Consider the following 13,553-nt stretch of genomic DNA (forward strand, 5'->3'; position numbering starts at 1 on the left):
ATATTATTCTTGGCTCATACCTTATTTAGACCGGCTTTGTTCTGAACTTAGTGACTATAACGTTAAGCAGATTTTGGAATCACAATGGGCAATAGATACATCATTAGCAGTAAACACCACGATAACTTTATGCTTCGTCAGCAACACGTCGATAAGATCGCGTTGGTGACAGAGGGAGGCGGTCAGCGAGGCATTTTTACTGCAGGCGTGTTAGATGCCTTCCTACATGCTGATTTCAATCCTTTTGACTTGCTGATTGGTACTTCTGCTGGCTCTCTCAACCTCGCCTCGTACATCTGTGGGCATCAAGGGCATGCCTACAAAATCATCACAGAAACAACACGACGCCCTGAGTTCTTTAAGCTCACGAAATACTTGCTCAATGGGGAAGGATTTGACTTAGATTTTTTAGTAGACAATGCCGAGATAAGCATCCCGTTAAATTGGGAAAAAGGTTCTGATTTACTCAAAACAAAGCAAGTCGTAGCCGTCGCGACACACGCACGAAACCTAACGACAGAATGTTTTGATGTCACCGTTGATAATTGGAAGGATGTACTTAGAGCATCTTGTGCTATTCCCGCTCTGCACAAAAAGCCCGTTGTGTTTAATGGCGCACGTTGGTTAGACGGCGGTGTTTCTGCTCCAATCCCGGTTGAAGAAGCTTATCGTCGAGGTTACAAACACATCGTCGTGATCCGAACAATGCCCATCGACTTTGACGAACATCATCCTTTAATAGAAGCCGTGCTAAAACGCGCGCCATCCAAAACGATGAGTGAACTGTCGGCTATTTTGCTCAAACACGAAGAAACTTATCGACAAACTCGACGCTTTCTTGCCTCTCCTCCTGATGATGTCAACATTTACGAAATCTCTCCGGCACGGAACTTACAATCTTCGGTTGTGGAGAGTACGAAAAAACAACTCGATGCGGATTATTTGCACGGAGCTCAACTGGGCCGCTTGTTTGTGACCAGCATAGGAAGAAAACTTAATATTCCTCACAAACCCTATAAACGCTATCACCCCATTACCTCGGAGTTGAGTCACCATAACCATAATTATCACCAACAAATAGATGATGTATGGCAAAGCAGAAAGAGCGGTTACTTCAAAGGCGCGATGAATAATGATATCGCTTGGATTAACGTGAACCCTCAAAATCATACAAGAACGTTAGTCATTGTTCAGGGGCGAAATGAATCGTTTTGGAAGTACAAAGAAGTCATTTACGAACTCAGCCAATACTTCAATATCTATTCCTTTGATCATCGAGGTCAGGGAGAGTCGCAACGCTTGGCAGAACACAGCGAACTTGGGCACGTGGACCAATTTGAGCATTATGTTGAAGACTTAGCTCAGTTTCTTGAAGAGGTTGTAGAGAGCCAACATAAAGACGAAGTTATGATGCTCGCCCACTCGATGGGAGGTGCTGTCGCAACTCAATACCTCGCGAGTTATGATCACAACGTTAAAGCGTGCGCCCTAACAAGCCCAATGTTTGGTATCAAATTACCCAAAGTGGTTGGCGGCATTCAAACGGCCACCATTAAACTCATCAGTCAACTTCAGAAAACACCGAATTTCGCCCCTACCCAAACGGCATTTGTGACCAAAACCTTTGAAGGTAATGACCATACAAGTAGCCCTAATCGCTTTAAAGCCTACAGTGATTTGTTGAGCAACCACCCCAACTTGAGACTCGGTGGTGTTAGCCCTAAGTGGATTAGCGAAGCCGTTGCTGCGGGTAAAAATTGTTTAGCTCAAGCCAAAGACATTAAAACGCCGATTTTAATCGTGCAACCAGAGGCTGATAACGTTGTGTCCCTGCCTGCCCAAGATTTATTCAATGAGCATTGTGCCAGTTCAAGGCTTTTAAGCATTCCTCATGCAAGGCATGACATTTTAATTGAATCCGACCGATATCGAGATTGGGCACTGAAGCGGATCATGAACTTCTACGATCACAGCCATAAGTTTGTTTAATCGCTTGATAGAAGTGAATGTCAGGTCCTCAAAAACAAAAAAGCGCACACACCACAGTATGTACGCTTTAAAGCACCGCAATCTCCGATAAGTAACGTTCTTAATTCACCTCAAGGTGAAGCTCGGTTACTTATTGAAATGCTAAATACGGTCTAGTCTGCTTTAAATGACAGCGGGATCTCTGCCAGTTGATTGCCTTCGTTCGCAGGGAAGATCAGGTATTCACCGTGGTATTTCACCATGGATTTGTAGTCGGTCACTTTATGAACCATATAACCCGCTTGTGATGCTTTTTCGACAAACTCAGCGTGGTTGCCACGAACAAACCAACTCATTGGTTTAACGAGTAGCTCACCATCAAAACAGCTTTCGCACTGGTCGGCACACAGCGCCAGAGAATTCTGACCTTCCGTGAAGATTTGCACTTTGCCACAGCCAACCAGTTGCTCAGACGTAGACACTTCCCAACCCGCTTGCTCCATCGCATCAAGAAACGCTTCAATGTCAGAATCTTTGATCACTTTAGGCTCTTCACCTTCTGGGAAAAACTGCGCGTAAAAGCCAGAGATGCGTTTGAAGATGAATAGCAAACCCGCATCATTACCTTTTGAGCGACCAGCTTTTTGCCAACGCGTTAAGTCATCACCCACAGTGCGACCAAAACGTTGTGATTTCAGCGCCTTGGTTACCCAACGAACTAAGTAATGGTTATTAGCTACTGGCGCATTCGCCAATTTACCTGAGCGATGCTCCTGGTCTAAATCCGCCAGAGCAGCGTTAACTAAGTTTTGAATTTCTTTGGTGTAATTAGACATTACGCCTTTCTTCCTAAAGTCCAATAAAACAGTGCAGACAGCACTGAACAAGCAAACATAACGATGATCATCGGCCACGACACGCCACCCGGCATTGCAGCAACGAGTGCACCAATCAATGAGCCCGTACCGAAGCGCAGTGTACCCGCAAGCGAAGATGCTGTACCCGCCATTGTTGGGTAGCCGCTAAGCAGCAACGCCATCGAGTTACTACCAATCGTAGACAAAGTACCGATAAACAACACAACGAATGGCACGATTCCCCATAAACCGAGATCAAGCATCCAGCCAACAAACAGACCAATACCTGCAATCAACTGAATCGTTAAACCAAAGCGAAGCATGGCGTGTGAACCAACTTTCTTCACCAAACGACCGTTAAGGCTGGTCATGATGATCATCGCAATGATGTTCAAACCAAATAGGTAACCGAATTGGTCAGGTCGAACACCATATAAATCAATATAAACAAACGAACCCGCTGTCAGGAATGCAAACATACCCGAGAACGAAAACGCACCAGAAAGCATTAAACCTAATGCCTCAGGGTTAGAACACAGACGCGCATAGTTGCGAATCGTCGTTCTGAATCTTAGCGGCTGACGATTTTCTGGTTTCAGCGTTTCTGGGATCATCCATAGAACCAGCAAAATCACCACAACAGCAAAAATAGCAAGCACCCAGAAGATCGAGCGCCAACCGAACCAGATAGCAAGGTGACCACCAATCATCGGCGCAACTAAAGGCGCAATCGTGATCACCAAAGTGACGAATGACATTGCACGCGCGAAATCTTCACGGTCAAACATATCACGCACAACCGCTTGGATAATCACAGCTGCGGCTGCGCCAGCAAAACCTTGTGCAGTGCGCACATAAGTTAGCGCATCGATACCGTTAGTGGTTGCACTGACTACCGCTGCCAAACCAAAAAAGAGCACACCTAAAATGAGTACTGGTCGGCGACCGTAGCTGTCTGCTAAAGGACCGTGAATTAACTGACCTATTGCAAAACCTGCCGTATAAGCCGTTAACGTAATTTGTACCGCGCCTGGGGTTACGCCAAGATCTTTTGCGATGGTTGGCATCGCCGGCAGATACATATCGATAGCAAGTGGCGTCAACGCACCAATAGCACCGAGTATAAGGAACAATAAAAAACTGATTTGTGACTGGGGAGCACTTTGGGCTTTTTCTGTCATTGCTTTACCTCTTGTTGTGTCCTCCCATCAACATTCCACATTGATTGAGATAGATGATTGACGCTTCTCCTACCCTGAATTCGTAATAGTTACGGAGACAGAGCATAGTTTCCTTACTAATGAGAAGATCATAAAAGACGAAAGTATACCAAGACGGTCTTGACTAACTCGACGCTATAACCTGCATGATCAGTATGCAGAACGACAAAATAACCGAGCTAAAACGAAGAGGCGGTGACGTTAACACCGTCTGTACTTATCGTCAGTAAGGACCAACAAGAGAAAAGACTTTTCTCAGATTAAATACAGTTCTGCCTGCGTTTACGAGCGGCGAATGTGCGTCTTGTTCAGACACTAAGACATATTTGGTAGGAACCCTCATTTTGAGCGATTTCCTACCAAAACACTAGTTCCTATCGGGAATTAAACAATTTCCCAGAACAGCAATTATTTCCGAATAGAATGGATTACTTCCAAACTGATTCGACTTCTTCTTCGGTTAAGAATCGGTAATCACCCGGCTCCAATGCTTCATCAAGCACGATAGAACCAATACGCTCACGATGTAAGTGCTCTACTTTATTACCGAGTGCAGCAAACATGCGTTTCACTTGGTGATATTTCCCTTCCACAATCGTCAGAAGTACTTCGTTTTCTGCTTCGTTGACGATTTCTAGGTGTGCTGGCAGTGTCGCTTCACGTTCGTTACGTAGCTCAATACCTTCAGCAAACTTCTCAACATAATCAGGTTGAATCGCATCCACTAGCCATACACGGTACGTCTTTTCACATTTGTGTTTTGGTGACGTAATACGGTGCGACCACTGACCGTCGTCTGTGATCAACACAAGACCGGTTGTGTCCACATCCAGACGACCAGCAAAGTGAAGGTTCTCTACCTTTGGCTCATCAAGCAACACGAATGCAGTTGGGTTGTGCCCATCTTCATGTGAACACACAAAGTCCGCAGGTTTGTACAGCATGATGTAACGAGGGCCCGGAGCACCGACTTCGCGTCCTTCCCACTCAACTACACCACCTTCTGGCACTTTGAAAGCGCCACTCTTTTGTACTTCACCATCAACCGTTACTTCACCACTTTTGATGATCTTCGTTGCCTGCTTGCGAGTCGCGCCCAGTGCATCACACAAATATTTATCTAAACGCATGAATACCTCTAATGTTTAAGGTCGGGTATTATAGCGATCCTAATTCGAATAGTTGAGCAATTTCACAGATTTTCATGTACACCCTTCGACCATACCAAGCCGACTCAGTAAAAGCGGTGATTCACTATTTTCGTAAACACTCCACACCAGCGGTCATTGTGCTGCCTACAGGTGCGGGGAAAAGCTTGGTCATTGCAGAGTTAGCAAGGCTTGCCAAAGGTCGAGTATTGGTACTTGCTCACGTAAAAGAATTGGTGGAACAGAATCACGCCAAGTACGAAGGCTATGGACTGAAAGGCTCAATATTTTCAGCGGGGCTTGGGCGAAAAGAAACCGACCAACAAGTGGTGTTTGCGTCGGTGCAATCTGTGGTGCGTAATCTGGACTCCTTCAAGAACCAGTTTTCTTTGCTCGTTATTGATGAATGCCACCGTGTACCCGATGAAAAAACCAGTAGCTATCAAAAAGTCATTACTCACCTGAGAGAGCTTAACCCGGGCATTAAAGTTTTGGGCTTAACCGCAACACCATATCGCTTAAGTATGGGTTGGATTTACCAGTATCACACCCGTGGGCAGGTTCGCACTGAAGAATCACGCTTTTTCCGTGACTGTATCTTCGAGCTCCCTATCCGTTACTTGCTGGATGAAAACTTCTTAACACCAGCACGTATGATGGATGCGCCCGTCTTGTCTTATGACTTCTCGCAGCTAAAACCGGCTAACACAGGTCGATACAAAGAAGCGGAAATGGACATGGTGATCGACAAAGCCAAACGTGCGACGCCGCAAATCGTTGAACAAATCATTCAATACGCTAACGAACGTAAAGGTGTGATGGTATTTGCCGCCACGGTTCGCCATGCTCAAGAAATCCATGGATTACTGCCTAAAGGTGAAACCGCGATAGTGATTGGTGACACGCCAACACCTGAGCGCGATGCCATTATTCAGTCGTTCAAGAATCGTGAGATAAAGTACTTGGTTAACGTGTCCGTTTTAACCACAGGCTTCGACGCGCCACATGTGGATTTAATCGCGATTCTGCGCCCAACCGAGTCGGTCAGTTTGTATCAACAAATTGTTGGTCGTGGTTTGCGTCTGTCGGAAGGCAAATCTGAATGTTTAGTTCTGGATTACGCTGGCAACAGCTATGACTTATATCAACCTGAAGTGGGCGACCCTAAGCCCGATTCCACCAGCGAAATTATCACCATTCCTTGTCCTGCTTGCGGCTTTAATAACAACTTCTGGGGAAAGTTAGACAGCAACGGCTTTTTGCTTGAGCACTTTGGTCGTCGCTGCCAAGGATATTTTGAAGATGATGAAACCGGAGAGCGTGAACACTGTGGTTATCGCTTTAGAGCGAAATACTGCGGGGAATGTGGCGCTGATAACGACATTGCGGCGCGTATTTGTCATGAATGCGATGCCACCCTTGTCGATCCAGACAAAAAACTCAAAGAAGCATTAAACCTGAAAGATGCACTGATCTTCGAATGTACAGAAATGGATTTGTCGGTGTTTAAGTCCAGTGACGGTAAGTCACAACTAAAAGTGACATACTCTGGTGAAACCTATCAAGGTGAAGGGAACGCATTGGTGCATGAGTTCTGGTCACTGAATACCAAAAAACAGAAGCAAACCTTCAAAGACCAGTTTGTGCGCCCTCACCTTGCCGACAAACATCGCCCATTTGAAGAAGCATCACCAACGAAAGTGGTGGCAAACCAACATCGTTTCCGTTTGCCTCAATTTGTGATTGCTCGTAAATCAGGTCGTTTCTGGAAGCTTCGTGATAAGATCTTCGAAGACGAACTCAAGCAGTAAAAATTCAAGTATCGTCCAGCTATAAAATGATAAACAGCGCCCACTTCGGCGCTGTTTCACTTTAAGACTTAGACTCAAATGTCCTTGTACTGATACATGTCTTGATCAGCCAGTTCAATCACATCAAGCAGAGACTCGTCACTCGTTCCTTTAGCCACCCCCGTCGTCACACCAACCTCTATGCCATAACGCACTAAAGGTCGTGCAGCGATGCTATCTCGCAAATTGGCAGCAAGCTCCTCTGCAGACTCCAGCGGGCAATGTGGCATAACAACCACAAACTCATCACCACCAAGGCGAATCAACCAATCACTCTGCCTAAAGGTCGACTTCATCATTCTTGCGATATGAATAAGCGCTAGGTCACCCGCTTTATGTCCATAGGTATCATTGATTTGCTTAAACTTTTTACCATCGATAAGAATCACCGAATAGTGTCCATCTTTAAGTGCGTCTTCAAAGTCCTGATCTTCAAATACCTTGCGATTGTACAACTCGGTCAGCTCATCCCGACTGGCACTTTTAATCGCATGCGCTAAGTGATCCCTGTGCTTTATATTGGAAGAGTAAAGGCGGTGATAAGTTCGAACCAAAACCCAAGTCACTAGCAACACCCAAAGGTTATCGATGATCACCTTCACGACAGGCAATTGATAGATCACCACGCTGACGTTATCAAGCGGCAATATTAGCCCTCCAGCGAGATCATAAAACGGGTAATTTGCATGCCCGATAGTGACGTAATAATGCCCGTTCACTTTCTCCGTCGATAAGCTCTGCCCTTCCAAAAACTCATAGTTAACGTGAACCTCAACGACAACATCACCAACGATGCTCCCGTCACTATAAACAGGGCTTGAGATGCTGAAGGTCGTTTCTCCCGTCTCGGTGTTATTAAAGTTTTCAGAAAAGACAACTCGGTCGGCTAAATCAGAGTCGTGCATATTCAATGTGCAATCGCGAGTTTGACTGCATAAAGCGGGATCGAACATTGAAGGCTCAATAGCAAGGTTGTCGCCCGCTTTCGAGAAGATAAGCTTTTGCCCCGTGTAAGAGCGATAGTAAATGTGAACGTTGGGTCTTTCCGCAAGCTCGCGGTTGTACTGATAAAGGTCTTCTAATACGGTGAACGCAATCCTTTCGCTGTGATTGAGCTCGTCATCGTTTAGCGATTTAACTCGTTGCGATTGGTTTATATGCTCTAATGTAAGGGAGACTGGAGAATCGTGTTTTAGGTCAGACTGAATTCTCAATCCAGTTAGGACCGCCGTGCTTTTGTAGAGCTCCAAATAATTGGCGATGGAAGCGAACTCTTTTTCACTGCGATTGATGGCCCAAAAGCTCATCGCAGAAACGACGGCAACATAGACCAGTAACGAAATGACCAGAGGATTTTTCGACAGTTTAAACAGAAGCATTCTCTACCCTAAGAACTCCATGCATACACTAGGAACTGCACCGAGCTATCCAATTAAAATGCCCTATCATTTGTCCAGACCAATTATATGTAATATTTATATCAGCAGCGTATAGCGCGAAAAATATACATTTGTTAGGTTTTTGTTTATAGGCATATTGCGAAATGCAAATCCGACCAGTGCCTAATTACTGTTAAATCTCTTTATAAGCCATTTAAATTACAGAAATTATTTTTTTATCGTAACGAAGGTAGAAAAATTTGAACTCGATTTCGTATTCACTTTCCATTCATGTACGAGCCGATATAATTTTGCTAACTCTCCGAAAAAGGCTTTGCTATGTCTACATCCTTCACACCACGCAAGCTGCCTGCGCTGCTAGGTTTAGTACCGCTTTTATTGTCTGCACCAAGCTTTGCGTCTCACCATGATCATCATGATGACAAAGACGGTCATGCCATTGTTCGTGACGTCGAAAAACCAGGAACACGAATCGAGTTCGATGAAGATCAGGATGAAGTCTACCGCGCCGTTCAGAAAGGCTATATTCGCCCTTTCTCTGATATGTATGAAGCAGTGGAGAATGATCTGTATGGGCGTATTATTAAAGTAGAACTTGAAGAAGACGATGATGAGTGGGTATACGAGCTGAAAATCCTGTTCAATGACAGCGTAATCAAAGTGGAATACGACGCAGCAACGCTGGAAATGCTCGAAATCAAAGGCCGTAACTTTAATAAAGCACTCAAGCCACAGTAATCAATCGCAAGCACTGTGCACTAATAACCTGATCATTCATAACCTGATCAATCATAAATAGTCACTAAGCATAATAAGAAGAAAGAATATGAAAATACTTGTTGTCGAAGATGAGCCTCGCCTAGGCGAACAGATTTTAGAAACGTTAGAAAACAATGGCTGGGTGCCAGAGCTTTCTCAAGATGGCATCGATGCTTTGTATCGCGCTACTTCTGAAGAATGGGATGCGATCGTACTCGACCTTGGTTTACCAAAACTCGATGGTTTGACGGTTCTAAAAGGCATTCGAGACGAAAACATTAATACACCCGTGGTGATTTTGAGTGCGCGTGACACTCTATCTCAACGTGTTGAAGGTTTGAATGCAGGTGCCGACGACTATCTAACTAAGCCATTTGAAATGGTGGAACTTACTGCACGTCTCCGCGCTCAACTGCGTCGTGCTTCAGGTAACGCATCACCTGTCATGCAGATTGGTGATTTAAGCTTAGATACGCGCTCATCAAAAGTTCTATGGCAAGGCCAAGCTGTCAGCTTAACCGCGCTAGAGTACAAAGTGGTGGCGTACTTCATGCACAACCCGGAAAAAGTCATTTCCCGTACTGAGTTGGTCGAGCACATCTATAAGCAAGATTTCGACCGCGACTCAAACACCATTGAAGTGTTCATTGGTCGTATTCGTAAGAAAATCGCACCGAAAATCATCAAGACCGTTCGTGGCTTGGGGTATCAACTGAATGCCGAATAAAGCAAGGCCTTCCATACATGTACTTAAGCGGCTCAGTATCAAGAGTCGCTTAGTTTTAGCTGCGGTCGTTTGGCTGACCGCAATGATCCTTGCTGCTGGCGTAACAATCCCTACTCAAGTTTATAGCTACATGGTGGACGATACGCGTTCACAGCTTAACGTTTATATGGACGAAATCGCCGCCCAACTTGAAGTCGACAGCAAAGGCAAACTCACCCTCCCTACCCAACTTTCAGACCCAAGATTTAGCCGCCCATACAGTGGCTTATACTGGAGCGCTTCTACCGAGACGAGCTTAGAACGATCTCGCTCTCTGTGGGACAAAAAAATCGAATACAAAGGATTGGATAAAGATGCTTTTGGCGCGCGCGATGAAAAGCTCATCACGTTGAAAAAGACCCTTTACCTTCCTGATTATGATGGCCCTATTGATGTCATCATTGGTATCGACGAAGACCCAATTGAAGGCACGATTCAATCTTTAACTGGGCAACTTTGGATTATCTTGGGATTGCTGTTTGCTGGCGTACTCGCCGTTATCTTGCTGCAAATCGCGTGGTCATTAAGCCCGCTGACCAAGTTACAAAGAGAATTGGCCGAACTAAAATCCGGCAATAAAAAAGGCTTGGAAGAAGAGTACCCGAAAGAAATTTCGCCGTTAATCTCAGACCTCAACGCCCTGCTCTTCCATTATCAAGAACTGCTTGAGCGTGCTCGTAACCATGCTGGGAATTTGTCTCACGCGCTGAAAACACCGCTTTCGGTTTTGAAAAACGAAGTGCAAACCTTAAAGCCCGAAGAGCAAGATCGCTTGAACGCGCCAATCACGCAGATTCAACAGCACATCGACTATCACTTAGGTCGTGCTCGAATGGCTGGTTCAATGAACATCCTTTCGGTGAAATCAAACCCTTCTGAGCGTGTTGATGCCATTTCAATGGCATTTGATAAAGTCTATGCACATCGTGATGTCACATTGATTAACGAGCTCGATTCTGAACTGAATGTGGCAGTAGAGAAGACTGACCTTGATGAGATGGTGGGCAACTTGCTAGAAAACGGCTACAAGTGGGCAAACAGCATCATTCGTGTTCATTCAACCTTGGACAAAGACAACATTCATATCGTTATTGAAGACGATGGTCCTGGGATTCCTGCTGAACAACTATGCCAAGTGATTAAGCGTGGCTACCGACTGGATGAAACCACTCCGGGTTCTGGTTTGGGTTTGAACATCGTGAATGAAATGGCACACAGTTACCGAGGCCAACTTGAACTCTCAGAAAGTAAAATGGGCGGTTTAAAAGCCACCCTTATTTTGCAAAAGAGTCGAGCTTAAATCACATCCGGCGATAACTCTGAAATGGCACTTATCGATGCTTCATCGTTAGGTGCCATTTTTGTATCTGAGCTCTGATTAAGCACATTTAAAGCAAGTGAAGGCTCGCTGATCAACAATACATTCCCATCTGAGTAATAGTCATGTTTATTGTCCATTGCGACAGGTTGCGCCAACGAATGCAATTCCCCTACTAAGGCTAGATGACTCATTTCGATTTGATTCGCCAGACGGTCTCTTTCACTGTCTACGTTTGGATCAATCCGATGCAGCACGGTCACAATACCGGAATAGTGCGCTAATTTGAGTCCATCATCATAGCTTATCGCCCCGACCCAAACCGACTGATTTGAGCTTGCCTCGTGCCCTGCTTGCCACCAGCGTATATGAGAGCGTTTAAGTAAGCTTCCGGGTTCTTGAAATGCCATCGCTTGTGGTTTGCCATTCCAAAACAAATCCGACACAGGTGGCAGCTTTTGCTTCAACAAACTCACATAATCAGACAACTCAATGTCGTTTCTTGAGAATGTTTGATTTTCTAGCCAACCGAGTTCTTGCATTAAGGTTCTCGGTGACTCACCGACGTAGACCAAATTCACGGCCTGAGCGTCAAATACATTTGAACGTCCTGGATACACTTTAAAACCAAGATCGTTAAACGCGATTGGTTGAATCTCAGTGGACTCGACTTGCTGAACATTATCGTCAGCAAGATAGAAAAAATGCCCGTAATTCGCAGCAACCAAACACAGCACTAATGCCGTCAGTGATTTGGGCCACTTGCGTGACCAATTCTTTTTCCACGCAACAACGGTAAATGTCACAGCCACCAATACCGAAGCGATAAGAAGTTTATGTTCGATTAAGATTAACTTTAGGGAATCCAGTGGCAACCAAGTTTGTAAACCTGCAGCAAGCAAGTATCCAGCAACGACAAATTGCCCAACACCGAGTATCAAACCTATTGATGAACAGACAGTAAAGCGCTTCCAACTGACGTTCACTGAACCCGCCATAAATGGCACGACCCAAGCGACTGGGCCGAGTAGACGAGCAAAGATCAAAATGACGTTACCACGCTTTTTCATCAGCAAGCGACAACGAGCAATTGGGCGCTTCGTCTTAGCTTGCCAACGAATCAGCTTTCTCTGAGCTTTAGAGCCCGAACGTTTACCAATAAAGTAACTGAGTTGATCACCAAGCCAACCACCAATGAGGACGGCGATTACGCCCCAGATGATGCCTTGGTGTAATTGATAGCCCGCAGCGAGCAGAAACGGCTCGCCCGGGACAAAGAGATTAGGTCCAATCGTCGCATCCAGAAATGCCCCGAAGAACAGACTGATCGCTTCCAGCATACAGCCTCCGACGATTATGAGTGTTGATCTTTATAGTGACCGAATTTGTACTCCATTTCGTTGTTGCGCATTTCCCCAAAGAAGAATCGGCGCACATTGGCTTTGAAATAGGTCATGCCCATTTTAAAGAAACCATCTTGCTCCAAACGACGCGGATCGAATTCGAACGTCATTGGTAAAAAGCGGAATCGCCATGTTTTTGAAGCGCGTTTCACGTAATCACAATCTTCGCAAAGCGTAATAGACTCATCAAAGCCGTTGATCTCTTTGTGCACACGCTTGGTAGAGAAAATGCAAGCACCTACCGCTGTTGGGAATGTGTACTGAGTAATAAACAAACCCGCATTAAACATGCCATAGCCTAGCTTGTGCGCCATTGGTAAGTCTTTAGCGCCCATATAAACACCAGCAACTTCTAACTTAGCGTCCTCTAACTTGCTCATTGCACGACTTAGAAAATCGCTTGGCAAACGTACGTCTGCATCCAAGAAAAGAATGCGTTCGTATTTCGCCAACTCTGCCCCCGTGTTGCGTCCTAAGCTGACACCACGAGTCTCCATTTGATGAACGGTAAGTTCTGGTAATGAGCTTTCGTAAGCTTGTGCAACTTCACGTGTCGAATCTTCGCTGTTCGAGTCCACCACGATCACTTCAAAGTTCTGGTGAGTTTGTTTGGTTAAGTCTTCAAGTAGTCGACCAATACGTTTTTCTTCGTTGAGGGTAATTATCACGATACTGATAGGATTCATAATGTGCTCCATTGAGGTTGTCCGTTTATGTACGATGGAGAATAGAACCGACTGACTTAACGGTTACTGAGGTCAACATTCATTTTGCGTTCATTTTGTGAATAACAGATGTCGTTAATGAATGAATTAACTTGGGAAGAGGATTGAGCCCTAGGCAAATAAAAAAGTGCTGACAAAA

Annotated in this window: 11 protein-coding genes; 5 read left to right on the forward strand and 6 right to left on the reverse strand. The window is 45.1% G+C overall.

Annotation, left to right across the window (positions count from 1 at the left end; translation table 11 throughout):
- Positions 1–84: 84 nt before the first annotated feature.
- Positions 85–1,989 (forward strand): alpha/beta fold hydrolase, encoded by a 1,905-nt coding sequence (locus A9237_RS01840; protein ID WP_078607412.1) that lies wholly within the window; start codon positions 85–87, stop codon positions 1,987–1,989.
- Between the two features lie 152 nt (positions 1,990–2,141).
- On the opposite strand, the gene A9237_RS01845 is transcribed toward A9237_RS01840, so the two are convergent.
- From A9237_RS01845 to rsuA, 3 genes are all read right to left on the reverse strand, one after another.
- On the reverse strand, positions 2,142–2,804 hold the full coding sequence (locus A9237_RS01845; RefSeq protein ID WP_005442263.1) for a DUF2913 family protein: 663 nt from the start codon (positions 2,802–2,804) through the stop codon (positions 2,142–2,144).
- Complete coding sequence (locus A9237_RS01850; protein ID WP_078607414.1) at positions 2,804–4,006, reverse strand: Bcr/CflA family multidrug efflux MFS transporter; 1,203 nt, start codon at positions 4,004–4,006, stop codon at positions 2,804–2,806. The genes A9237_RS01845 and A9237_RS01850 overlap by 1 nt, the downstream gene beginning before the upstream one ends.
- 467 nt (positions 4,007–4,473) lie before the next feature.
- On the reverse strand, positions 4,474–5,175 hold the full coding sequence (gene rsuA, locus A9237_RS01855; protein ID WP_009705818.1) for a 16S rRNA pseudouridine(516) synthase RsuA: 702 nt from the start codon (positions 5,173–5,175) through the stop codon (positions 4,474–4,476).
- Positions 5,176–5,249: 74 nt separating this feature from the next.
- Between rsuA and radD the strand changes: the two genes are divergently transcribed.
- Positions 5,250–7,004 (forward strand): DNA repair helicase RadD, encoded by a 1,755-nt coding sequence (radD, locus tag A9237_RS01860; RefSeq protein ID WP_078607417.1) that lies wholly within the window; start codon positions 5,250–5,252, stop codon positions 7,002–7,004.
- 74 nt (positions 7,005–7,078) lie between these two features.
- Here radD and A9237_RS01865 read toward each other — a convergent pair whose 3' ends face one another.
- The gene (locus tag A9237_RS01865; protein WP_078607419.1) at positions 7,079–8,422 is read right to left on the reverse strand and encodes a GGDEF domain-containing protein; all 1,344 of its coding nucleotides are present in this window, start codon (positions 8,420–8,422) and stop codon (positions 7,079–7,081) included.
- Positions 8,423–8,761: 339 nt separating this feature from the next.
- Here A9237_RS01865 and A9237_RS01870 point away from each other — a divergent pair, with 339 nt between their 5' ends.
- The 3 genes from A9237_RS01870 to A9237_RS01880 all read left to right on the forward strand — a co-directional run bounded on the left by A9237_RS01870 (position 8,762) and on the right by A9237_RS01880 (position 11,268).
- Positions 8,762–9,181 (forward strand): PepSY domain-containing protein, encoded by a 420-nt coding sequence (locus A9237_RS01870; RefSeq protein WP_078607421.1) that lies wholly within the window; start codon positions 8,762–8,764, stop codon positions 9,179–9,181.
- Positions 9,182–9,269: 88 nt separating this feature from the next.
- Positions 9,270–9,929 carry a response regulator transcription factor gene (locus tag A9237_RS01875; RefSeq protein ID WP_005442273.1) on the forward strand — a complete coding sequence of 220 codons (660 nt, stop codon included), beginning with the start codon at positions 9,270–9,272 and terminating at the stop codon, positions 9,927–9,929.
- Complete coding sequence (locus A9237_RS01880) at positions 9,919–11,268, forward strand: ATP-binding protein (RefSeq protein WP_005442275.1); 1,350 nt, start codon at positions 9,919–9,921, stop codon at positions 11,266–11,268. The genes A9237_RS01875 and A9237_RS01880 overlap by 11 nt, the downstream gene beginning before the upstream one ends.
- On the opposite strand, the gene A9237_RS01885 is transcribed toward A9237_RS01880, so the two are convergent.
- Both A9237_RS01885 and A9237_RS01890 read right to left on the reverse strand, forming a co-directional pair.
- Positions 11,265–12,626, reverse strand: coding sequence for an LssY C-terminal domain-containing protein (locus A9237_RS01885; protein WP_078607423.1), 1,362 nt, complete (start codon positions 12,624–12,626; stop codon positions 11,265–11,267). The genes A9237_RS01880 and A9237_RS01885 overlap by 4 nt on opposite strands.
- Before the next feature lie 14 nt (positions 12,627–12,640).
- Entirely contained in the window at positions 12,641–13,375 is a 735-nt protein-coding gene (locus A9237_RS01890; protein WP_078607425.1) for a glycosyltransferase family 2 protein, read from the reverse strand.
- Between the last annotated feature and the right edge of the window lie 178 nt (positions 13,376–13,553).

This window comes from Vibrio owensii (assembly GCF_002021755.1).
GTDB classification, from domain to species: Bacteria; Pseudomonadota; Gammaproteobacteria; order Enterobacterales; family Vibrionaceae; genus Vibrio; species Vibrio owensii.

What these genes read in the sequence shown, in the direction of transcription:
- A9237_RS01840 (WP_078607412.1), top strand. Translation starts at nt 85, where the DNA reads ATGGGCAATAGATACATCATTAGCAGTAAACACCACGATAACTTTATG.
- A9237_RS01845 (WP_005442263.1), bottom strand. Translation starts at nt 2,804, where the DNA reads ATGTCTAATTACACCAAAGAAATTCAAAACTTAGTTAACGCTGCTCTG.
- A9237_RS01850 (WP_078607414.1), bottom strand. Translation starts at nt 4,006, where the DNA reads ATGACAGAAAAAGCCCAAAGTGCTCCCCAGTCACAAATCAGTTTTTTA.
- rsuA (WP_009705818.1), bottom strand. Translation starts at nt 5,175, where the DNA reads ATGCGTTTAGATAAATATTTGTGTGATGCACTGGGCGCGACTCGCAAG.
- radD (WP_078607417.1), top strand. Translation starts at nt 5,250, where the DNA reads ATGTACACCCTTCGACCATACCAAGCCGACTCAGTAAAAGCGGTGATT.
- A9237_RS01865 (WP_078607419.1), bottom strand. Translation starts at nt 8,422, where the DNA reads ATGCTTCTGTTTAAACTGTCGAAAAATCCTCTGGTCATTTCGTTACTG.
- A9237_RS01870 (WP_078607421.1), top strand. Translation starts at nt 8,762, where the DNA reads ATGTCTACATCCTTCACACCACGCAAGCTGCCTGCGCTGCTAGGTTTA.
- A9237_RS01875 (WP_005442273.1), top strand. Translation starts at nt 9,270, where the DNA reads ATGAAAATACTTGTTGTCGAAGATGAGCCTCGCCTAGGCGAACAGATT.
- A9237_RS01880 (WP_005442275.1), top strand. Translation starts at nt 9,919, where the DNA reads ATGCCGAATAAAGCAAGGCCTTCCATACATGTACTTAAGCGGCTCAGT.
- A9237_RS01885 (WP_078607423.1), bottom strand. Translation starts at nt 12,626, where the DNA reads ATGCTGGAAGCGATCAGTCTGTTCTTCGGGGCATTTCTGGATGCGACG.
- A9237_RS01890 (WP_078607425.1), bottom strand. Translation starts at nt 13,375, where the DNA reads ATGAATCCTATCAGTATCGTGATAATTACCCTCAACGAAGAAAAACGT.